The organism is Arthrobacter sp. UYP6, assembly GCF_040547315.1.
GTDB lineage: Bacteria > Actinomycetota > Actinomycetes > Actinomycetales > Micrococcaceae > Arthrobacter_B.
In genome coordinates this window covers 68,255-89,630 of record NZ_JBEPPM010000008.1, presented here as the reverse complement: position 1 = coordinate 89,630, position 21,376 = coordinate 68,255, and the positions used below count along the sequence as shown (strand labels likewise).

15 protein-coding genes and 1 riboswitch are annotated in these 21,376 nt (G+C 68.1%); of the genes, 9 read left to right on the top strand and 6 right to left on the bottom strand.

The features are described 5' to 3' along the window. The first annotated feature begins 24 nt into the window (after positions 1-24). From araB to ABIB35_RS08605, 6 genes are all read left to right on the top strand, one after another. The gene (gene araB, locus ABIB35_RS08630) at positions 25-1,719 is read left to right on the top strand and encodes a ribulokinase (protein ID WP_354180586.1); all 1,695 of its coding nucleotides are present in this window, start codon (positions 25-27) and stop codon (positions 1,717-1,719) included. Continuing rightward, positions 1,716-2,444, top strand: a complete 729-nt coding sequence (locus tag ABIB35_RS08625; RefSeq protein ID WP_354180584.1) for an L-ribulose-5-phosphate 4-epimerase — start codon at positions 1,716-1,718, stop codon at positions 2,442-2,444. The genes araB and ABIB35_RS08625 overlap by 4 nt, the downstream gene beginning before the upstream one ends. 371 nt (positions 2,445-2,815) lie before the next feature. Then, positions 2,816-2,923: riboswitch (SAM riboswitch) on the top strand. A 104-nt stretch (positions 2,924-3,027) separates the two neighbouring features. Beyond that, the gene (locus tag ABIB35_RS08620; protein WP_354180582.1) at positions 3,028-3,954 is read left to right on the top strand and encodes a methylenetetrahydrofolate reductase; all 927 of its coding nucleotides are present in this window, start codon (positions 3,028-3,030) and stop codon (positions 3,952-3,954) included. 58 nt (positions 3,955-4,012) lie between these two features. Next, entirely contained in the window at positions 4,013-6,412 is a 2,400-nt protein-coding gene (metE, locus tag ABIB35_RS08615; protein ID WP_354180580.1) for a 5-methyltetrahydropteroyltriglutamate--homocysteine S-methyltransferase, read from the top strand. 17 nt (positions 6,413-6,429) lie between these two features. After that, positions 6,430-7,767 carry an O-acetylhomoserine aminocarboxypropyltransferase/cysteine synthase family protein gene (locus ABIB35_RS08610; RefSeq protein ID WP_354180578.1) on the top strand — a complete coding sequence of 446 codons (1,338 nt, stop codon included), beginning with the start codon at positions 6,430-6,432 and terminating at the stop codon, positions 7,765-7,767. Between the two features lies 1 nt (position 7,768). Next, the gene (locus ABIB35_RS08605) at positions 7,769-9,022 is read left to right on the top strand and encodes a cystathionine gamma-synthase (protein WP_354180577.1); all 1,254 of its coding nucleotides are present in this window, start codon (positions 7,769-7,771) and stop codon (positions 9,020-9,022) included. On the opposite strand, the gene ABIB35_RS08600 is transcribed toward ABIB35_RS08605, so the two are convergent. Genes ABIB35_RS08600 through ABIB35_RS08575 form a run of 6 tightly spaced genes read right to left on the bottom strand, consistent with a single transcriptional unit; the run spans position 9,009 to position 15,653 of the window. Continuing rightward, the gene (locus tag ABIB35_RS08600; RefSeq protein ID WP_354180575.1) at positions 9,009-10,376 is read right to left on the bottom strand and encodes an NtaA/DmoA family FMN-dependent monooxygenase; all 1,368 of its coding nucleotides are present in this window, start codon (positions 10,374-10,376) and stop codon (positions 9,009-9,011) included. The two genes, ABIB35_RS08605 and ABIB35_RS08600, sit on opposite strands and share 14 nt — an antisense overlap. Before the next feature lie 50 nt (positions 10,377-10,426). Further along, positions 10,427-11,515, bottom strand: coding sequence for an LLM class flavin-dependent oxidoreductase (locus ABIB35_RS08595; protein WP_354180573.1), 1,089 nt, complete (start codon positions 11,513-11,515; stop codon positions 10,427-10,429). After that, positions 11,512-12,687 carry an LLM class flavin-dependent oxidoreductase gene (locus ABIB35_RS08590; RefSeq protein WP_354180571.1) on the bottom strand — a complete coding sequence of 392 codons (1,176 nt, stop codon included), beginning with the start codon at positions 12,685-12,687 and terminating at the stop codon, positions 11,512-11,514. The genes ABIB35_RS08595 and ABIB35_RS08590 overlap by 4 nt, the downstream gene beginning before the upstream one ends. Next, complete coding sequence (locus tag ABIB35_RS08585) at positions 12,684-13,673, bottom strand: ABC transporter substrate-binding protein (protein WP_354180569.1); 990 nt, start codon at positions 13,671-13,673, stop codon at positions 12,684-12,686. The genes ABIB35_RS08590 and ABIB35_RS08585 overlap by 4 nt, the downstream gene beginning before the upstream one ends. A 19-nt stretch (positions 13,674-13,692) precedes the next feature. After that, entirely contained in the window at positions 13,693-14,601 is a 909-nt protein-coding gene (locus ABIB35_RS08580) for an amino acid ABC transporter ATP-binding protein (protein WP_354180567.1), read from the bottom strand. Beyond that, a complete protein-coding gene (locus ABIB35_RS08575) occupies positions 14,598-15,653 on the bottom strand; it encodes an amino acid ABC transporter permease (RefSeq protein WP_354180565.1) in 1,056 nt (351 codons plus the stop codon). Before ABIB35_RS08575 ends, ABIB35_RS08580 begins: the two co-directional genes overlap by 4 nt. 354 nt (positions 15,654-16,007) lie before the next feature. Between ABIB35_RS08575 and ABIB35_RS08570 the strand changes: the two genes are divergently transcribed. The 3 genes from ABIB35_RS08570 to ABIB35_RS08560 all read left to right on the top strand — a co-directional run bounded on the left by ABIB35_RS08570 (position 16,008) and on the right by ABIB35_RS08560 (position 21,371). Beyond that, positions 16,008-18,083 (top strand): FAD/NAD(P)-binding protein, encoded by a 2,076-nt coding sequence (locus ABIB35_RS08570; protein WP_354180563.1) that lies wholly within the window; start codon positions 16,008-16,010, stop codon positions 18,081-18,083. A 167-nt stretch (positions 18,084-18,250) separates the two neighbouring features. Continuing rightward, positions 18,251-19,285, top strand: a complete 1,035-nt coding sequence (locus ABIB35_RS08565) for a LacI family DNA-binding transcriptional regulator (protein ID WP_354180561.1) — start codon at positions 18,251-18,253, stop codon at positions 19,283-19,285. A 52-nt stretch (positions 19,286-19,337) separates the two neighbouring features. Further along, on the top strand, positions 19,338-21,371 hold the full coding sequence (locus tag ABIB35_RS08560) for a beta-galactosidase (RefSeq protein WP_354180560.1): 2,034 nt from the start codon (positions 19,338-19,340) through the stop codon (positions 21,369-21,371). Positions 21,372-21,376: the final 5 nt, after the last annotated feature.

Sequence of the window (21,376 nt, the reverse complement as noted above, 5' to 3'; positions counted from 1 at the left end):
CTTCCTTCACCTCCGGGACAATCCATGAATCTTGCAGACAGTTACGTCATCGGTGTCGATTACGGCACTCTCTCCGGCCGGGCCGTGGTGGTCCGGGTGTCCGACGGCGCCGAGCTCGCCGACGCCGCCTTCGACTATCCGCACGCCGTGCTCACCGATTCGCTGCCCGACGGCGGCCCCCTCCTGCCGCCGGAGTGGGCGCTGCAGGTGCCGCGCGACTACGTGCAGGTGCTGCAGAACGCGGTCCCCGAGGCCGTGCGCCGGGCCGGTATCGATCCGGCGCAGGTAGTGGGACTGGCCACCGACTTCACCGCTTGCACCATGGTGCCGGTGACGGCCGACGGCGTACCGCTGTGTGAGCAGCCCGGGTTCGAGGACCGCCCGCACGCGTACGTCAAGCTCTGGCGCCACCATGCGGCGCAGGGCCAGGCTGACCGCATCAACCAGCTCGCCGCCGCCCGGGGCGAGACGTGGCTGCCGCGCTACGGCGGGCTGATCTCCTCCGAATGGGAATTCGCCAAGGGCCTGCAGCTGCTCGAAGAGGATCCGGAAGTCTACGCCGCCATGGACCACTGGGTGGAGGCCGCTGACTGGATAGTCTGGCAGCTCACCGGTTCCTACGTGCGCAACGCCTGCACGGCCGGATACAAGGGCATCTACCAGGGCGGGGCCTATCCGTCGCAGGAATTTCTGGCTGGCCTGAATCCGGACTTTGCCGGTTTCGTGGCGGAAAAACTGGAGCACCGGATTGGGCAGCTGTCCGAGCGGGCCGGCTCGCTCTCCGCGGAGGCAGCGGCGTGGACCGGGCTGCCCGCCGGCATCGCCGTCGCCGTCGGCAACGTGGACGCCCACGTCACCGCCCCGGCAGCCAAGGCCGTGGAACCGGGCCAGATGGTGGCCATCATGGGCACCTCCACCTGCCACGTGATGAGCGCCGAAGGCCCGGCCGATGTGCCGGGCATGTGCGGCGCGGTGGACGGCGGCATTGTGGAGGGACTCTGGGGCTACGAAGCCGGCCAGAGCGGCGTCGGGGACATCTTCGGCTGGTTTGTGCGCACCTGTGTGCCGCCGTCGTACGTCGCCGCGGCCGCCGGCCGCGGCATTGGCGTGCATGAATATCTCACCGAGCTGGCCGCGCGGCAGGCCATCGGCGAGCACGGGCTGCTGGCCCTGGACTGGCACAGCGGCAACCGTTCCGTACTGGTGGACCATGAGCTGTCCGGCGTGTTTGTGGGGCAGACGCTGGCCACCAAGCCGGAGGACATGTACCGGGCACTGCTGGAAGCCACCGCTTTTGGCACCCGTGTGATTGTGGAGGCCTTTAGGGACAGCGGCGTTCCGGTCCGCGAGCTCACCGTCGCCGGCGGTCTGCTGAAGAACCGGCTCCTGATGCAGATCTACTGCGATGTGCTGAACATGCCCATTTCCGTCATCGGCTCAGGCCAAGGTCCGGCGCTGGGCTCGGCCATCCACGCCGCGGTGGCCGCCGGCGCCTATCCGGACATCCGCACCGCGGCGGAGGCCATGGGCAACGTGGTCCGTGATGCGTACCTGCCGGACCCGGAGCGCGCCCGCGCCTACCAGCAGCTCTTTGAGGAATACCGTACCCTGCACGATTACTTTGGCCGCGGCGGCAACAACGTGATGCACCGGCTGAAGGCCATGCGCCGCTCCGCCGTTGCCGGCCGCACCATTTCCCCGATTGGAGTTTCGTCATGACACAGCACGTTTCCACTCCCGGTGCCGCGCCCGGGTCAGCGTCCGCGGCCTGCATTCCCGCACACCTGCGGGACGACGTCGACCGGCTCAAGGCGGAGGTGGCGGCCCTGCACGGGGAGCTGACCGCCAACGAGCTGGTGGCATGGACGGCCGGCAACGTCTCCGCCCGAGTGCCCGGCGCGGACCTGATGGTGATCAAGCCCTCCGGCGTCGCCTACGCGGACCTGACCGCGGAGAACATGGTGGTGACCGACCTGTTCGGGACGCTGGTGGAAGGCTCATTCGCGCCGTCGTCGGACACCGCCGCCCATGCCTATGTGTACCGGCACATGGACCACATCGGCGGCGTGGTGCACACCCATTCCACCTATGCCAGCGCGTGGGCTGCCCGCGGGGAAGCCATTCCCTGCGTCCTGACCATGATGGCGGACGAATTCGGCGGCGACATTCCGGTTGGTCCGTTTGCGCTGATCGGCGACGATTCGATTGGGCAGGGCATTGTGCAGACCCTGTCCGACTCCCGCTCCCCCGCCGTGCTGATGCAGAACCACGGCCCGTTCACGGTGGGCCGCGATGCGCGTGCTGCGGTCAAGGCTGCCGTGCTATGCGAGGAAGTGGCCCGTACGGTGCATATCTCCCGGCAGCTCGGGGCACCGCTGCAGATCGGGCAGGAGCAGATCGATTCCCTGTATAACCGCTACCAAAACGTGTACGGGCAGCACTAGAGCTATTCGTCCGGCGTCATACCGGCCTAATTGAGGACCGAATAATGGCGGGCCTGTTGACCAGCTACTCCCCCTCTTGGTCCTGGTTCAAAGCAGTCGAATGGCGAGCTCCCTCATCTGCTCGTGGGGAAGCTCGATGGTTGTCACCCCGGCCAAAGATATGACGCGATTTCATCATTATCGAAGGAAAGTGCGCACACCCACTTGGTCACCTGGGCATTCGGTGGCGGCGCCGCCGCCACATGGCGTCCATGACGCTATATGACTCGTGTTTCACTTCATGACGCGGCAACGAGTGATATGAAGCAACACTTTGACGCAACCGGTACGGGCATTGCACCCAACTGCCGCCGCGTCTAGATTGGTCCCACCACCCATCCAGAGCGGCTGAGAGATCTGGCTCGTTGACGCCGCAGCAACCATCGTTTCCCTCCACAGGAGGCTGAAATGAACGGTGCTACCGCCAGGACCGATGGAGACTTGCCTGTGACACCCGTCAGCGCAATAACCTGCCCCCTGCGCGGCCAGCTGGATTGTTCAGCAGCGCTGGTGGCACTCCCTCGGCACCCACCGAGGAGCCACAATGACCCCAGCAGCGCATACCGCCGTCCCGCCGGCGCTGTCCTACGAGCTGTATCCGCCCACAAACGCCCGGACCGAAAAGGCCGTGCTGCAGGTGATCGACGAGCTGGCCGGCACACATCCGGACTACGTTTCGGTGACGTACAGCGGCACCCCGGAACGGCGCCAGGCGTCCGTCCGCCTGCTTGAGCATCTGGTGCACGCCACCCGGCTGCGGCCGCTGGGACATCTGACCTGTGTGGGTGAAACCCGGGAGAGCCTGTACCGGCTGGTGAACCTGCTGGTGGGCCTGGGCGTCCGCGGCGTGCTGGCCATGCGCGGTGATCTGCCCGCAGACCCCGGCGCGTTTCGGGGCGAGCTGCCGTTCGCCCGGTACCTGGTGGAACTGATCAGGGAGATCGAGGACCAGCATTCAGCAGCTCTGGCCGGCGGCCGGATGGCCGTGGGAGTGGCTGCCTATCCCAACCGGCATCCGGAATCGCCGTCCTTCCAGCATGACATTGAGGTGCTCGTCTCCAAGGAGCGCTCCGGCGCCAACTTCGCGATCAGCCAGGTGTATTTCAACCCCGCCGATTACGTGCAGCTGGTGACCGCCGCGCGGGCAGCGGGAGTCACCATCCCGATCATTCCCGGGATCATCCCCATGTCCAGCCAGAACCGGCTGCAGCGGTTAGCCCTGATGACCGGTGTCCATCCGGACCCCGCCCTGCTGCACCGGCTGGAAATCGCAGGCTCCGACGCCGAACGCCGCCGGATCGGAGTCGACGCCGCCGTGGCGCTGGCCCGGGCCGCGTTCGACGCCGGAGCGCCGGGCCTGCACCTGTACACGTTCAACGAAGCGCGCGCCTGCGTGGAAATCGTGGAAGCCCTCAACCTTCCGGCATCGCGTGCGCTGCCGCCCGTACCGCACCCCGCCATCTCCGCCTGAGGCCCTGCCCGCTCTCCCTTTAACCGACCCCGCTCAACCCCAAATACCAGGAGACATCATGACCAACCCCAGCACCTTCCCCGCCGCCACCATCCTCGGCTACCCGCGGATCGGCCCCCACCGTGAACTCAAGAAGGCCCTCGACGCCCACTGGAGCGGCGCGATCAGTGAACAGCAGCTCCTCGCGGACGCCCGGAAACTCCAGGACCGGACAGTCAGCCGCCTCGTGGAACTCGGCCTGAACGCCGCCGATTCCTCCATCCCCGCTGACTTTGCGCTCTACGACCAGGTCCTGGACACCACCGCGGCGCTAGGTGCCCTGCCGGCCCGGTTCGCGGACCTGGCCGACGCCGACGGCAGCGTGGGCACGGCCGCCTCCTTCATCCTCGCCCGCGGCCACGGTGAACGCCCGCCGCTGGAACTGACCAAATGGTTCGACACCAACTACCACTACCTGGTACCGGAAATCGGTCCGGAAACCCCCTTTACCGCTGTCGCGCATCAGCTCGCGGACACCATCCGCCGGCACCGGGAAAACGGTGCGGTGCTCCGCCCGGTCCTGGTGGGACCGGTGACGTACCTGCTGCTGGCCAAGGCCGAGGACCACGCGCCCGAGGGTTTTGATCCGCTGGACCGGATCGACGACGCCGTTGCCGCCTACGCCGGCATCCTCACGCAGCTGGGCGACGCCGGCGCCGACTGGGTGCAGCTGGACGAGCCGGGCCTGGTCACGGACAGGGGCGGCGCGCTGGCAGCCCCGGGCGGGTTGGTGGAACGGGTCTACCGGAAACTGGCCGACGCTCCGCGGGCCACCCCGGGCGGAGACGGAGAGAACGGCGGGAACCGCGGCAACGGCCGGCCTGCCCTGCTGGTCACCACCGGCTACGGAACCGCCGGAAATCCGGAGGCTCCCGGCGAAGCCCTGGCCGTGCTGGCCGCGGCCGGCGTGGAAGCGGTGCATGCTGACCTGATCCGCGGCCGGCTCCCGTCCGCCTCGGTGCTGGCCGATTTGGGCAGCACTACATTCCTCGCCGGGATTGTGGATGGCCGCAACGTGTGGCGCAACAGCCTCTCCGCGTCGCTGGAGGTGCTGCAGGAGCTGCAGGCCCGGTCCGGAACCGCTGTGTCGGTGGGTACGGCCACCTCGCTGCAGCATGTGCCGCACGACGTCGGCGCCGAAGATGCGCTGCCGGCGCACCTGCCGCAGTGGCTGGCCTTCGCTGACCAGAAGGTCTCCGAAGTGGTCGTGCTGGCCCGCGGCCTGGCCGGCGGACGGTCCGCGGTCGCCGCCGAGCTCAAGGAGGCCGAGGATGCCCTGCGCGAACGTTCAACGTTCCACGGCGTGGTGGTGCCCTCCGTGCGCACCCGCCTCCAGGGCCTGGCCGAGGATGATTTTGTCCGCGGCCCGGCGGATCGGCGCGCCGCCCTGCAGCAGGAACACCTGCAGCTGCCCGTCCTTCCCACCACCACCATCGGCTCCTTCCCGCAGACCGGCGAGGTGCGCCGTGCCCGTGCCGCCGTCCGCAGCGGAAGCATCAGCGACGCGGACTACGAACAGTTCCTGAAGGATGAAATTGCCCGCGTGGTGACCCTGCAGGAGGAGCTGGGCCTGGACGTCCTGGTGCACGGCGAACCCGAGCGCAACGACATGGTCCAGTATTTCGCCGAACACCTGGACGGCTTCGCCGCCACGTCGCAGGGCTGGGTCCAGTCTTACGGATCACGGTGCACCCGCCCGTCCATCCTCTGGGGAGACGTGGTCCGCCCGGCCGCCATCACCGTTCCCTGGACCATCTACGCGCAGTCGCTGACGGACCGTCCACTCAAGGGCATGCTCACCGGTCCGGTCACCATCCTGGCCTGGTCCTTTGTCCGCGATGACCAGCCGCTGGGAGACACCGCGCAGCAGGTGGCCTTGGCCCTGCGGGATGAAATAGCTGATCTGGAAGCGGCCGGCACCGGAATCATCCAGGTGGATGAGCCGGCGCTGCGCGAACTGCTGCCGCTGCGCAGCAATGATCAGGCCGCCTACCTGAACTGGTCGGTGCGCTCCTTCCGGCTTGCCACCTCCGGGGTGCAGGACCGGACCCAGATCCACACCCACCTGTGTTATTCGGAGTTCGGCGAGATCATCGGGGCGATCGACGGACTGGATGCGGACGTGACCAGCATCGAGGCCGCACGCTCCCGCCTGGAAGTGGTGGCGGACCTGGCCGGGTTCGGCTTCCGGCGCGGAATCGGCCCCGGGGTTTATGACATCCACTCCCCCCGGGTACCGTCGCAGGCGGAAATCGCTGCGCTGATCAACACGGCTCTTACCGGCATCCCGGTATCCCAGCTGTGGATCAACCCGGACTGCGGGCTCAAGACCCGCGGCTACGAGGAAACCGTCCAATCACTGCGCCACGTGGTGGCAGCCACCGAGGCCGCCCGTGCCGCGCTGGCCGTCAACGCGTAGCAAAGGACGCAGCTGCCATGACCATCTCCGAGCACAGCGGCATTGCCACCGCACAGATCCACGCCGGCTACGAGCCCCAGGCACCGTTCCGGACGGTTGCCGTTCCCCTTTATCAAAGCGCCGCGTACGAGTTCCCGGACTACGAATCGGCGCGCCGGATGTTCGCCCTGAAGGAAACGGGTTTCACCTACTCCCGAACCGGAAATCCCACCGTTGCCGTGCTGGAGCGCAGGGTGGCAGCCCTGGAGGGAGGCGTGGCCGCCCTGGCCACCGCCACCGGCCAGTCCGCCGTCGCCGTGGCCCTGCTGGCTCTGGTGCGCGGCGGCCAGCATCTGGTGGCGTCCTCCAGGCTGTACGGCGGAACGGTGGACCTGCTCACTGACACCTTTGCGGACTTTGGCATTGAGGTCACCTTCGCGGATCCGGACGACGTCGGCGCCTGGGCCGCCGCGGTGCGCCCGGAAACCCGGGCCTTCTTCACCGAAACCATCGGAAACCCGCTGGGGCACCTGCATGACCTGCCCGCCCTGGCCGGGCTGGCCCGCGGCGTCGGGGTGCCCCTGGTGGTGGATAACACCCTGGCCACACCGGTGCTGTGCCGCCCACTGGAACTCGGCGCTGACATAGTGGTCCATTCGGCCACCAAGTTCCTGGGCGGGCACGGCACCTCCCTGGCCGGCGTGGTGGTGGACGGCGGCCGCTTTGACTTCTCCGCCTACCCGGACAAGTGGCCGCAGCTCACCCGGCCCAAACAGCGCTACGGCGGCGACACACTCTGGGAGCGGCACGGCCACGGCGCGTATCTGGCCCTGGCCCGCAGCAAATATCTGCATGATCTGGGCCCCTCGCTCTCCCCGTTTAATGCGGCGCAGATCCTGCAGGGGCTGGAGACCCTGGACATCCGGGTGGCCCGGCACGCGGAGAACACCCGGGACGTGGTCCGATTCCTGGCCGCCCACCCCGCCGTCGCCGCCGTCCACCACCCCTCCGTTCCGGGGCATCCGCAGGCACAGCTCGCCGCCCGCGACTTTCCGCGCGGCACCGGAAGCGTGCTCTCCTTCGACCTCGCCGCGGATCCGGCGGACGTGGGCGCCTTCATCGACCGGCTGACCCTGTTCAAGCTGGTGGCCAACGTTGGGGATACCCGATCCCTGGTGGCGCACCCGGCGGCCATGACGCATTGCCGGTTGTCCCCGCAGCAGCGGGCCGACGCCGGGATCCGGGACACCACCATCCGGCTCTCGATCGGGCTGGAATCGGCGGCGGACCTGATTGCGGATCTGAACCAGGCGCTGGCACCGCAGCATTCGGCCGTACCGGATCCTTCCGCCCACCTCCAGAAAGCGAGCCGCTGACATGGCATCCGAGAGCCTCCGCGGAGCCGGCTTCAATACCACTGCCGTCCACGCCGGCCAGGAGCCGGACCCCCTGACGGGAGCGGTGATCCCGCCGATCTACCAAACGTCCACCTTTAAGCAGGACGGCATCAACGTGCTGCGCGCCGGGCATGAATACAGCCGCGGCTCCAACCCCACCCGCAACGGCTTTGAAGTCCAGCTTGCCGCGTTGGAACACGGCGACGCCGGATTTGCCTTCGCCTCCGGGCTGGCCGCCGAAGACGCCCTGCTCCGCGCGCTGCTCCGTCCCGGGGACCATATAGTCCTGGGCGGAGACGGGTACGGCGGCACCAACCGGCTGATCAGCCAGCTGCTGGGCCCGTGGGGCGTGTCCCACACGGCCGTGGACATCACCAGTTCCGCGTCCATACGGGCCGCGGTCCGGCCCGGCGAGACGGCGTTGCTGTGGCTGGAGACGCCGTCGAACCCCCTGCTCCAGATTGCCGACATAGCGGCCTGGGCGGCGGCGGCGCACGACGCCGGTGCCCTCCTGGTGGTGGACAACACCTTTGCCTCTCCGTACCTGCAGCGGCCGCTGGATCTGGGCGCGGACCTGGTGGTGCACTCCACCACCAAGTACATCGGCGGCCATTCGGATGTGCTGGGCGGGGCCGTTGTTACCTCGGCCCGCAGTTTCCGCGGCCGCGGGCTGTCCGAGGCAATCGGCTACCAGCAGTTCGCCGGCGGTGCCGTGGCCGGACCCCAGGACTGTTACCTGGCCGCACGCGGATTGAAGACCCTGGGGCTGCGGATGGAACGGCACTGCAGCAACGCGCAGGCCATAGCCGAATGGCTGCTCGGGCAGCCCGGCATTGAATCCGTCCTGTATCCGGGGCTGCCGGAGCACCCGGGGCATGCGCTGGCGGCACGCCAGATGAGCGGGTTCGGCGGCATTGTCTCGCTGCGCTTCACCGGCGGCGACGCAGCGGCCAGAGCCTTTGCGGAATCCACCCGCTTGTTTGCCCTCTCCGTCAGTTTGGGCGGAGTGGAGTCCCTGGTCTGTTACTGCTCGGAGATGACCCATGCCTCGGTCCGCGGCACGGCCCTGGCGGTGCCGACGGACCTGGTCCGCCTGTCCGTGGGGGTGGAGGATCTGCCGGATCTCCGCGCGGATCTGAACATCGGCCTGGCCGCAGCCCGGGCGGCGGCATTGAATACCGCGGCGTCGGCTGTTGCCGCGGCGGGCGCCCGGTCCTGGCTCAGCTCGGTATAAGAAGCTGGGTGCTGCCGCCGGCAGCAACCGGCTCCCCCGCGGTGCCGTCGGGCAGGCTGAGCCCGAGGTGCTCGCGCAGGGTGTCCCCCCGGTACTGCGTGGGATAGACCCCGCGTTCCTGCAGTTCGGGCACCAGGTGGTTCACAATGTCATCCAGCCCGCTGGGAATCAGCCAGGGGGAAATGTTGAAGCCGTCCACGGCTCCGGCCCGGGCGTATTCGGCCAGCTGATCGGCCACCTCCGTGTAGGAACCCACAAACGCCCCGTCGGTCCTGCCGGCCCGGGCGCGGACAAACTCCAGGATGCTCAAGTCCTGCTCCGCCGCTTCCTGCCGCCACCGGCGGGCCAGCTCCTCCGTTTTGGCGCCGTGGAAGCCGCTGCCGCGCGTCTCGGAGGAGGACGCGACCACCGGAGCGGCATCCGGCAGCGGCCCGTCCGGGTCATATCCCTCCAGCGGGCGCCCCCAGAACTGTTCCAGATAGGCGATGGCCTGCTGCGGGCCGATCTGGAGCGAGCGGACCCACTGCCGTTTCTCTTCAGCCTCGGCCCGGGTGGCTCCGAGGATGAACTCGCTGGCCGGCATGATCTTCACCGCGTCTTCGGGCCGGCCGGCGCCCAGCACGCGCTCGGTGATGTCGGCCCGGAAGGCCAGGGCGGCGTCGAACCCGGGATGCGCGGAGAAAATCACGTCTGCCTCGCGCGCGGCGAAGTCCCGGCCTTCAGCGGAATCGCCGGCCTGGAACAGCACCGGCCGGTGCTGCCGGCTCTGCGGCAGCCTGGCCGTGTAATCCACGGTGTAATGCGCACCCTCATGATGAACCGGCCGGTCGGGCCGGTTCGCGCCGCCGGGCCAGGACGCCCAGATCTCCTTTGCGGTGCGGACAAACGCCGCAGCGTGGGTGTATCGATCCGCGTGGTCCAGATAGCCGCCGCGCCGGAAGTTGGCCCCGGTCCATGCGTTGTCCGTGGTCACCACGTTCCAGCCGGCCCGCCCGTCGGAGATTAGGTCCAGCGAGGCCAGCCGGTGGGCCAGGTCCGCGGGGTCGTTGTACGTGGTGTTTTGGGTGGCCACCAGTCCAATGCGGCTGGTGACCGCGGCGAGCGCCGCCAGCATGGTCTGGCCGTCCGGACGGCCGGCCACATCCAGTTCGTGGATCCTGCCCAGATGTTCGCGCAGCCGCAGCCCCTCGCCCAGGAAGAAGGCGGAAAAGAGGCCGCGTTCGGCGGTCTGTGCCAGCCGGCGGAAGGAGTCAAAGTCGGTTTGCGAGCCGGACTGGGGCACCTTCCAGACGGTGCCGGAATTGACGCCCTGAAAGAAAACGCCGAACTGCAGGTGGCGTACTGATGAAGACATGGTTGTCCTTTCGGGCGGAATTGGCGTGCTTGGAGTTGGTGTGGCGGGAGTTAGCGGGCCGGGGTGAACCTGTTGTTAGGGCGGCCCAGGCCCAGGAGGGCGCGGGCCGTGGTGTCCGGGGCCGAGGCAGCCAGCAGCCCCGCCGAGCGCAGCCGCGGCAGCACCGCGCGGTCCAGTTCCTCCAGCTCGATGTCCAGCACGGCCGGATGGATCCGCACCCCGCGGGCCACGGCAAGCAGCTGGGCCAGATAGTCAGCCACTTCTTCCGCGGTGCCCACCAGCCGGGCGGGACCGGAGGTGTCCGCGGGCCGGGGTTCCCAGTGGTCCAGCTCGGCCAGCCGGTCTGCGGCCCGCCGTCCCCGCGCGTCGAGCACTAGCTCCAGTTCCGCGATCACCGCCGGCTGCCCGGAGTGCCGGGCCGCTTCGGCGAGCAGCAGTTCGGGAGTGGGAGCCGAGACCAGGACGACGTCGGCACCCGAGTCGGTGCCCGGGGCCACCAGCCCCGCCGGTGCCAGTACCGGGAGCTGACCCTGCAGCGGGCGCGGAATGATGGAGGGGCCCTTGACGGAGAAGCTGTCCCCGCGGAAATTGGCGTAGTGCACCTTTCCGGCATCCAGGTAGCGGCCGGAGGCCACGTCGCGGATCACGGCGTCATCCTCCCAGCTGTCCCAGAGCAGCCGGTTGACCTGTACCGCGTCAGCCGCTTCCCGCCGCAGGGCGTCACCGGATACCGGGCCGCGTCCCACGGCGGCCGCTTCCGCCGCCGTCCCGGAGGCCGAAACAATCCAGCCGGCCCGACCGCCGGAGACATAATCCAGGCTGGCGAGCTGGGTGGCAACGTGGAACGGCTCCGTATAAACGACGTCGACCACCGGCAGCAGCGCTATCCGGTGGCTCACCGGGGCGGCGAACGCGGCCCGGTGCACCGCATCCAGCCGGCCCCGCGGCCCGCGCGCCGGAGCCAGCCGCCCGTCGTCGAACGTTGCCGCATGAATGCCGGCGCTTTCCGCGGCCAGTACGGTGCGCCGGATCCGCTCCGGTGCCAGGAGATTATCCGGGGCCAGGCCGGCCGCACGCCAGGCGGCGGGATGCGCGCCGGCGCCGTCAACCTCCAGGGCGATGATTCCGCGCCCGGTCATCGGGTGCTCCCCGCCGCAGCGTCAGCCAGGCCGACGACGGCGGCGCCAGCGTGTGGGCGGCCGGTGGCGGCGGGTGCCGGGTCAACCCCGGCGATCCCCTGCGGGCGGGCCGCCCAGGGATCCTTAGCTTCCCAAAGGGTGTCCGGTGCGGCCTTCCGGACCACGGGAATCACTTCCTTCGCAAAGCGTTCCAGGATCTCCAGCTGCTGCGCGAACGGCAGCGTGGTGGGCAGGGAAATGGACTGCAGCGAGTGTCCGTAGGCCGCGTGGTAATCGAGGATCTTGACCGCAACCTCCTCCGGACTTCCCACCAGCGCCGGGCCTTCGGCAACGGCATGGTCAATATCGCGGAACGGCGTATTGTTGCCCGGCACATTCCGCCCGGCGGTCAGCCCCTCGTAGACCGGGCCGAAGTCCCGCTTGGCCGCTGCGGTGCTGTCTGCCAGGAAGACTCCGCCCGCACCGCTGCCGGAGGCAATGTAGCGCTGGGCCGGGTCATGGCCGGCGGCAAGGTACTGCTCGTTGTAGTGGTTGATGAGCCGCTGGTAGTTTTCACGCGGCTGGATGGCGTTGGCGGTGAACAGCGGATCGCCCCAGCGGGCTGCCAGTTCGGCCGAACGCAGCGAGGTGGCCGAACCGTGCCACACCCGCAGGGGTCCGGCGAAGGGCCGCGGCGTGGTGGTGGTGGGTTCGGTCAGCGGACTGCGGAACCGCCCCTGCCAGGTCACGCCTTCCTCGCGCCAGAGCCTGCGCAGCAGCGCGTACTTCTCGTCCAGCAGGTTCCACTGGTCGGCAAGGTCCACGCCAAAGAGCGGGTACTGGAGCACCTCGTTGCCCTTGCCGATCACCAGCTCCAGCCGGCCGCGGCTGAGCTGGTCAATGGTGGCGTAGTCTTCGGCCACGCGGACCGGATCCAGTACCGACAGCACGCTCACTCCGGTCTGCAGCCGGATTCTCGAGGTGACGGTGGCGATGGCCGCCAGCACCGTGGCCGGTGAGGAGGACAGGAACTCGCCCGCGTGGCGTTCTCCCACGGAGAAGGAGTCGAAGCCGAGTTCTTCGGCCCGCTGGGCCGTCCTGATCACCTGTTCCAGGCGTTCGGCGGCGGAGACTCGGTGCCCGGTGAGCGGATCTCGCTGATGCGCAATGATGTCCAGGACCTGGAATTTCATTTCTGGTCCGCCGTGAACAGTTCCGATTCCGGCAGTGCCTCTTCGGCGAGGCCCCAGCGGTCCAGGACCTCGCCGTAGGCGCCGTCCTGGATCAGAGCGTTGACCGCCTCGGAGATCACCGGTGCCAGCTGGTTACCGCGCTGGGTGGTGGCGGCCACCAGGGTTTCGTTGGGCCAGCCGGCATTGACCTTGCCCACCACTTTGAGGTCATCCCGGGTGTTCTCGCGGTAGGCCGCGCTGGGATAGGGCGCCAGGTTCAGATCCAGCCGGCCGGAGGACAGCGCCAGGATGGTATCGGCGTCGGACCCGTAGTACTGCAGCAGAGCGGGCGCCTTGCCCGCAGTTTCGAGCTCCTTGTTCCAGGCCAGCAGGATCTTCTCCTGGTTGGTGCCGGAGCCCACGGCGATGGTTTTTCCGGCAATATCCTCGGATGAGCTGACCGTGAGGTCCGAGTCCTTCCGGGCTTCAAAGCCCATGTAGGCGGCCCGGTAACTGGCAAAGTCAAACTTCTTCAGGCGCTCGTCGTTAATGCCCACATTGGAGAACACCGCTTCATAGTTTCCGGATTCGGTCTTCAGCGGCCAGTTCTCCCAGGAGGTGACCTGCAGGTCCAGTTCCAGGCCCAGTTTGTCCGCCACCAGCTGGGCCAGGTCAATTTCGCTGCCGATCACCGTGGTGTTGTCCGTGGCATGGAACGTCAGCGGCACCGACGCTGCCGTGGTGGCGACCGTCAGCTTGCCGTCGGCGGCAATGGCCGCGGGCACCTTGGCGGCGAGCGCCGCGTCCTCCTGGCTGCGGATCCGGTCCTGGTCCGGGCTGCTGTTGTAGACAATCCCGTTCTCGGCAGCGGTGGGCGACGCCGTGGCGCCGCCGTCTCCGCCGCCGTCGTTCGCTGATGCCCCGGGGTCGGAGCAGCCGGACAGGAAGAGCGTAAGAAGGCCCGCGGCCGCGCTGAGGCGCAGCAGGCGGGAGGCTGTTGGGGTCATGGGGGTCTTTCCTTACGGGTCAGAGGTGGAAAGCGGGTTGGATGAATTTGGAGAAGAAGGCCTTGGTGCGGTCCTGGACCGGCTGGCTGAAGATGAGATCCGGCGGTCCGGTTTCGACAATGCGGCCGGCGTCCATGAACACCACGGTGTCCGCGACGTCCCGGGCAAAGCCCATCTCATGCGTGACCACCATCAGGGTGGTTCCCGAACGGGACAGGTCCTTGATTACGTCCAGCACCTCGCCCACCAGCTCGGGGTCCAGGGCGGACGTGGGCTCGTCGAACAGCAGGATCTTGGGCTTCAGGGCCAGGGCCCGGGCAATGGCCACCCGCTGCTGCTGGCCGCCGGAGAGTTGGCGGGGATAGGAGTCGGCCCGGTCTCCGAGGCCCACGCGGGCCAGCAGGGTGCGGGCCTCCGCTTCCATCTGGTCCCGGTCCCGGTGCTGGGCGTACACCGGAGCTTCCATCACGTTCTGCAGTGCGCTCAGGTGCGGAAACAGGTTGAAGGACTGGAACACCATGCCAATCCCGGTGCGCTGTTTCAGGATGGCTTTTTCCTTCTGCTCGTGCAGTTTGCCGCCGCGGGGAACGTAGCCCACCAGTTCGCCGTCAATGCTGATCAGCCCGGAGTCCACCTTTTCCAGATGGTTGATGGTGCGCAGCAGGGTGGATTTCCCCGAGCCGGAGGGGCCCAGGATTACCGTGACCTCACCGGGCTGCACGGTCAGGGTGATGTCCTTCAGGACCTGGGCGGGCCCGAAGCTCTTGTTCACGTGGGAGATCTGCACCCGACCCTGCTGTGCGGGAGTTTGTGAATGGGCGGGAATTTGCGGCTGTTCCGGAGTTTGCGGCTGTTCGGGGGCTGGTGACTGTTCGGGGGCTGGCTGCTGCGTGGTCCGGCGGCGCCGGCCCGGAACCAGACGGGTCATGAGTTGCTCCTCTTCTTGGTCACGGCACTGGTGCTTCCCGTATCGGCCGGCGCCGGGTCAACCGTTGCCGGGCTGCCCGTTGCCGGGCTGCCGGCGTGGGTGCCCAGGAAGCGGCGGACCCGCTGCAGCGGCGTGGGCGGAAGCGTCCGCAGGGCGCCCTTGGAGTAGTGCCGCTCGATGTAGTACTGGAAAACGCTGAGCACCGAGGTGATGGTGATGTACCAGAGCGTGGCCACCAGCAGCAGCGGCAGGACCTGCTGCGTGCGGTTGTAAATGACCTGGACGGTGTAGAAGAGGTCGGAGTAGGCCAGCACATAAACAATCGAGGTGCCCTTGACCAGCCCGATAATCTCGTTGAACGCGGTGGGCAGGATCGACCGCATGGCCTGCGGCAGCACGATCCTGGTGGAGCTGCGCCAGGCCGGGATGCCCAGGGCGGCTGCGGCTTCCAGCTGCCCCTGGTCCACGGCCAGGATTCCGCCGCGGATAATTTCCGCCGAGTAGGCCGCCTGGTTCAGGGTCAGCCCCAGCACGGCAGCGGCAAACTGGCTGATCAACGTGGTGGTCTGCGCCTCAAAGAAGCGCACATCGGTGAAGGGGATGCCCAGCGAAATCTTCTCGTACAGGTATCCCAGGTTGTACCAAAGGAGCAGTTGGACCAGCAGCGGAGTGGAACGGAAAATCCAGGAGAAGGTCCAGGACACCGCCACCAGCAGCGGCGAGGCGGAAAGCCGCATCAGGGCCAGGAGGAATCCCAGCACAAAGCCCAGGCTGCCGGTGATGACTGTCAGTTTCAGGGTTTCGCCCAGACCGCGGATCACCGATTCCGCCGTAAACCACTGCGCAACAACTCCCCATTCCCACCGCGGATTGGTGAACAGCGACCACAGCACGGCGGCGACGCCGCAGGCCACCAGGAAGGTGCCGACCCAACGCCACGGGCGGCGTGCCGGAACCGTGCGGTACCCGTGATATTCCTCGGTCCGGCCGTCAAGCCCGGCCCGGGCGGGCGCTGTCTCCGTTTCCACGGTATGGATCCCCGATGCACTCATGGGGCTCGTCCCTTTCCTCGCAGAGTCCCGCCGCGGCACCTGTCCGCGTCCGGTCCGGAGCGTCGGTCGCTGCGGCTCCTGACCAGCAATCTAGGGTGCCGGCCGGACATCCCAAAGGATCACTTCGCGCAGGGTCCGCGGAGGAAATAATCGGGTCCAGATGTCTTTGACGGACAGCTTGTGACGGTTGGTGACGCCGAATTTCGGGCCGTGACCGCAGGTGAACCGGCGGGCCCGGAAACTCCGCCGGCGGGCCTAGCATGGGCGGACTCCACCGGTATTTCCGACCCGCCACAGCAGTTGTCCTGCGCCCCGCAGTTGACCTGCACCCCGCCAGTTGAAGGGAAGTCGCCCGTGAACCGTGCAGGCTCCGCGCCCCGGAACGTGTCTTCCCCGGCCCCTGCCGCCTCCATCGTGTTTATCGGCGGAGGTCCCCGGGCGGCCCTCATTCTGGAGCGCCTGGCAGCCAACATCTCGGCCGGGCAGTTCCCGAGCCCCCTGCAGATTCATGTGGTGGAGCCCTTCAGCCCCGGTTCGGGCCGGATCTGGCGGCGGAACCAGAATCCGCAGCTGCTGCTGAACTCCATGGCGGCGGACATCACCATGTTCACCGATGAGTCAGTGGAGTGCTCCGGGCCGGCCCGCCCGGGGCCGGGCCTGCTCCAGTGGTGCCGGGGCGTCATGGCGGGAACCATCACCGACGTCGACCTGCCGGACGCGGACCTGGCAGATCAGGTGCACACCCTGGCGCCGACGTCGTTCCCTTCCCGCAGGCTGCACAGCCTGTACCTGGAGTGGTTTTTCCGGCGGACGGCGGCAGAGCTTGGACCGCAGGTTTCAGTGGTCCATCACCGGCAGACGGCGGTGGGCGTCCGCGCGGAGGACGGCGCGTACGCCGTGGCACTGGATTCGGGCACGGAGCTGCGGGCCGACGCCGTGGTGGCGGCCGTGGGGCACACCGATTCCGCGCCGTCGAACCGCTCGCGCGGGCTGGCCGATTTCGCCGCCCGGCACCAGCTGTTCCATGTCCCGCTCGCCTACACCAACGACGTCGATTTTTCCGCCCTCGCCCCGGGCCAGGACGCCGTGGTCACCGGGATGGGACTGGCATTCATCGACCTGGTGGTGTTGCTGATGGAGGGCCGCGGCGGACGCTTCAGCGAGCTGCCCGGCGGCAAGCTGGAGTATCACGCCTCCGGCCGGGAACCGCGGCTCTGGGCCGGCTCCCGCCGCGGCGTCCCCTGCCGGTCAAAAATCACCGCCCCGCTGCAGGGGGAACCGGCGGGTCCGCCGCGCTACCTGACCGCCGACGCCGTGGACACCCTGGCCAGGAAGCACGGCGCGCTGGAGTTTTACGAACACCTGTGGCCGCTGGCCGCCAAGGACGCCGCCCTGGCCTATTACCGGGAGCTGTTCACCGGACATCCGGAGCGGGTGGACCTGCCCTGGACCCGGTTTGAGCGGGCCTTCGATGCCCTCCCCTGGTACTCGGACGCACGCCGCAGCCTGGTGGCGTCAGCGGTTCCCGATCCGGCGGACCGGCTGGAGTTCGAGGACCTGGACCAGCCGCTGGCCGGCCGCCGCTTTGCGGGGCTTGCGGAGGTGCAGGACACCGTTGCCGCGCATATCCGCGAGGATCTGCGGCTGCGCGACGGCGGTGCCCACTCCGAAACGCTCGGCCTGTTCCTGGGACTGCTCAACGTTTATGCCGCGCTGGGCCGGCTGGTGCCGCCGGAGCTGCTCTCCCCGGGTTCCCGGGAGGTGGTGGGCGGCTGGTGGCACGGTTTCTTCAGCCATGTGGATTCCGGCCCGCCGGCTCACCGGCTGCGGGAGCTGCTGGCACTGCACGACGCCGGCCTGCTGCACTTCCTGGGGCCCGGCCTGGACGTGGCCGGAGACGAAGAGCGCGGTGTGTTCACTGCCGTCTCGCCGCAGTCCGGCGGCAGCGTGAGCGCCCGGGCCCTGATCGAGGCCCGGCTTCCGGCACCGTCGGTGACCGGATCCCTGAATCCGGTCCTCCTCTCCCTGGTGGATTCCGGGCTGGGCTGCGAGGAAAGATCCGCGGAGGGACATTCCGCAGTGGGACGTTCTGCGGAGGAACGTCCCGATGGCCGGGCCGGCGGATCGGTAGGAACGGGACCAGCGCCGAAGTCAGGAACCGGAAAGCTCCTGGTGGATGCCGGCGGGCGGATCGTGGGCCGGGACGGACGGGCAACCGGCGGGCTGTACGGCGTGGGGGCTGCTGTTTCTTCGTGGGGGTCCGGCGCCTTTGCCAGGCCGGACAGCAACGCGGCGCCCTTCCGGGAGAGCGATGCCCTGGCCCGGCTGATCCTGGCGGATCTGAGGCAGGTCCGCTCTCCCCTGCCGGAGGCCGGGTCCGTCCACCGGCTGGACCTGACACTTCGGGCCCTTCACGCCTCGGTCGGGTGACGGGCAAAAGCGGAGGAACCCCGGCTGTTTACATCCAAGAAGAAGCCCAGCTATTGCGCAGACAACAGATATGACGTACGTTACAAACCAGAATCGAAACGCTTAGATAAATCGAAGCGCTTAGACAATCAGCAAAGAACTTCAGCACCCCTGACATTGGAGTCCGAATGGCCAACATCCACGACGTGGCACGCGTCGCCGGTGTTTCCATCAGCACGGTCTCCTACGCCCTCAGCGGCAAGCGCAGCATCAGTGAAAAGACCCGCAGCCGCATTGACAGCGCCGTGCAGGAACTGGGCTATCTCCCCAACGCGGCGGGCCGCATGCTGGCCGGAGCCCGCACCCACATTCTTGCGCTCACCGCCCCCCTCCGTGCGGACACCTACGCTCCGGCGCACATGGCTTTTGTCCTCGCCGTCGCAACGGCCGCCCGGCGCTTTGACTATGACATCCTGCTGCTCACCGAAGATGAGGCCACCCTGGGCCTCCAGCGGGTCACGTCCAGCCGGCTGGTGGACGGCATCATTGTGCTCGACGTGGCTATCGACGACGAACGGATCGATGTGGTCCGCAACCTCTCCACCCCCACCGTCCTGGTGGGAATCCCCGGCGATCCAACCGGCCTGATCTGTGTGGACCTTGATTTCGAGGCGGCCGCGCGACTCTGCGTGGATACCTTTGCGGACGCCGGGCACCGCGCGGTGGGGCTGCTGGGCCATCCCCCCGCAGTCTACGAACGCGGCTCCAATTTCCCGCACCGGTTCCGGAGCGCCTTCATGGAGCACGCCCAAGAGCGGGGCTTGGAGGCTACATTCGAGATGCCCCGAACGGGGCCGCAGGGGGTGGAAGACGCCGTCGACGAACTGCTGAACCCTGCCGCCGGCGTGACCGCGGTTGCCATGCACTGCGAAGAATCCCTCCAGATCCGCGCATTGTCCCGGTTCGCCGAGGCGGGCAGGAGCATTCCCGACGACCTTTCGGTGCTCTCCGCCTGTTCGAGCTTTGACACCTCCTCCTTCTCTCCGCCCCTTGACGTCATTCCCCTGGTGGCCGCGGACTCCTGCGACAGTGCAGTGGCCCTGGTCATGCAGGCCCTGGACGGCCCCCTTGAACCCCGGATTGAGCTGGTGCCGCCGCGGTTCACCCCGCGCGGCTCGGTGGCGCCGCCCCGAGGGGCCAACCGCCCCGCACCAGCCCCTTAGTCCTGACTTACACCCCTTCCGAAACCCGTACTGATCAAAGGAAACGCAGACCTTGCCTTCAATCGAAACGTTTCGACAAACGCCGCATCTGGTCTTCGGCGGCGACTACAACCCGGAGCAGTGGCCGGAGGAAGTCTGGGAAGAGGACATCCGGCTCATGCGCAAAGCCCGCGTCAACCGGGTGACCGTAGGCGTCTTCTCCTGGTCCTCGATTGAACCCCGCGAAGGCGAGTACCGTTTTGGCTGGCTGGACCGGGTCATGGATCTCATGGCGGAGAACGGGATTGGCGTCATTCTGGCCACCCCCACCGCGTCACCGCCGCCGTGGTTCACCGCCGCTCACCCCGAGGCACTGCCGGTGACGGCCAACGGCGTCCGGCTGGTCCACGGCAGCCGCGACACCTACAACCCGGCCGCCCCGGCCTATCGGGAAGCGGCCAAACGCGTCGCGGAGGCCCTCGCGGTCCGGTATGCCTTCCACCCGGCCCTGCGCATGTGGCACCTCCACAATGAATACGGAACGGTGTCCTACGGTCCGGAAACGGACCGTGCCTTCAGGACCTGGCTGCAGGACAAATGCGGAAACCTGGACGCCCTGAACTCCACCTGGAACACCGCATTCTGGTCCCAGGGCTACAGCGAGTGGGACCAGATCCTGGCCCCGCAGGCCACCCAGTACCTGCCCAATCCCTCGCAGGTGCTGGATTTCAAGCGCTTCAGCGCGGACCTGCTCCGGGACTGCCTGCGGGAGCAGGTGGGCGTGGTCCGCAGCCACCGGCCCGAAGTTCCCGTGACCACCAACTTCATGCTCCCCAGCTGGAACCACTACGACCAGTGGGACCTGGCCGCGGAAATCGATGACGTCTCGGTGGACCATTACCCGGACACTCCCGGCATCGAGGGCGATGTGCAGGTGGCCTTCGGCAGCGACCTTGCCCGTTCCTTCAATGCGGGGCGCCCCTGGGTGCTGATGGAGCAGGCCACCACCATGGTCTACGACTACGCTCAGGGCCGCATCCTCGCCCGGCCGCCGGGAGCATTGAAGTTCAACACCCTTCAGTACCTGGCCCGCGGAGCCACCGGATCCTTGTTCTTCCAGTGGCGCTCTCCGCGTGCTGGAGCCGAGTTCTTCCACTCCCCCATGGTTCCGCACGTCGGCGAGGACTCCCGCACCTTCCGGGAGATCGTGGAACTGGGAACCACCCTGGAGCGCCTGGCGGAACTGGCCGAAGCGCCGGCCGAAGGGCAGCGGGTCACTGACGCCCGGGTTGCCATCGTCTGGGATGCCGCCGCCTGGTGGTCGGCGGACACCCGTGCCCTGCCCTCCAATGACCTGGCGTTCCTTCCGGCCGTCCGCTCCGTCCACCGGGCGCTGTGGCGGCTGGGCGTCAACGCCGACTTTGTGCAGCTGGGAGCGGACCTGAGCCGGTACCGGCTGGTGCTGGTGCCCAGCAAGCTTGCCGCATCCGACGCCGAAGCGGAGGCCCTGCGCGCCTTTGTCACCGCAGGCGGGCATGCGGTCCTCTGGTACTTCGCCGGCAGCACCGATGAAAACCTCAACGTCCGCCCCGGCAGCTTCACCGGAGCCTTCGCCGATCTGCTGGGCATCCGGGTGGAGGAACACCACCCCCAGCTCGCCGCCACCGCCCTGACCCTCAGTGACGGGTCCGCCGCGGACTGTTGGGCCGAAACCATCGAGCTCAAGGGCGCCCAATCCGTCGCGGAGTTCACCCACGATCCGCTGGCCGGCAGCCCCGCCGTCACCCGCACCGCCGTCGGCGACGGAACTGCCCACTACATCGGTACCCGGCTCCAAGCGGAGGCGCTGGAAGCGCACCTGCACCGGATCCTCGGCGAGGCCGGAGTGGGCAAGGACCACCCCGCCGCCGGGAACGGGCTCGAAGCCGTCCGCCGGCACGCCGGCGCCGGCACCTACCTGTTCCTGCTCAATCACGGCCCGGACGCAGTCGTTGTGGAGGCCCGCGGCCATGATCTGCTGACCGACACGGATCTGGACGGCACCGCCACCCTGGACCCCGGCGGCGCGCTGATCCTTCGCGAGCCCGCCAACATCACCGAACACTGAAAAAC

Bases quoted from the DNA above. Each gene is read 5' to 3' on its own strand.
- araB (WP_354180586.1), top strand. From the start codon at position 25: ATGAATCTTGCAGACAGTTACGTCATCGGTGTCGATTACGGCACTCTC.
- ABIB35_RS08625 (WP_354180584.1), top strand. From the start codon at position 1,716: ATGACACAGCACGTTTCCACTCCCGGTGCCGCGCCCGGGTCAGCGTCC.
- ABIB35_RS08620 (WP_354180582.1), top strand. From the start codon at position 3,028: ATGACCCCAGCAGCGCATACCGCCGTCCCGCCGGCGCTGTCCTACGAG.
- metE (WP_354180580.1), top strand. From the start codon at position 4,013: ATGACCAACCCCAGCACCTTCCCCGCCGCCACCATCCTCGGCTACCCG.
- ABIB35_RS08610 (WP_354180578.1), top strand. From the start codon at position 6,430: ATGACCATCTCCGAGCACAGCGGCATTGCCACCGCACAGATCCACGCC.
- ABIB35_RS08605 (WP_354180577.1), top strand. From the start codon at position 7,769: ATGGCATCCGAGAGCCTCCGCGGAGCCGGCTTCAATACCACTGCCGTC.
- ABIB35_RS08600 (WP_354180575.1), bottom strand. From the start codon at position 10,376: ATGTCTTCATCAGTACGCCACCTGCAGTTCGGCGTTTTCTTTCAGGGC.
- ABIB35_RS08595 (WP_354180573.1), bottom strand. From the start codon at position 11,515: ATGACCGGGCGCGGAATCATCGCCCTGGAGGTTGACGGCGCCGGCGCG.
- ABIB35_RS08590 (WP_354180571.1), bottom strand. From the start codon at position 12,687: ATGAAATTCCAGGTCCTGGACATCATTGCGCATCAGCGAGATCCGCTC.
- ABIB35_RS08585 (WP_354180569.1), bottom strand. From the start codon at position 13,673: ATGACCCCAACAGCCTCCCGCCTGCTGCGCCTCAGCGCGGCCGCGGGC.
- ABIB35_RS08580 (WP_354180567.1), bottom strand. From the start codon at position 14,601: ATGACCCGTCTGGTTCCGGGCCGGCGCCGCCGGACCACGCAGCAGCCA.
- ABIB35_RS08575 (WP_354180565.1), bottom strand. From the start codon at position 15,653: ATGAGTGCATCGGGGATCCATACCGTGGAAACGGAGACAGCGCCCGCC.
- ABIB35_RS08565 (WP_354180561.1), top strand. From the start codon at position 18,251: ATGGCCAACATCCACGACGTGGCACGCGTCGCCGGTGTTTCCATCAGC.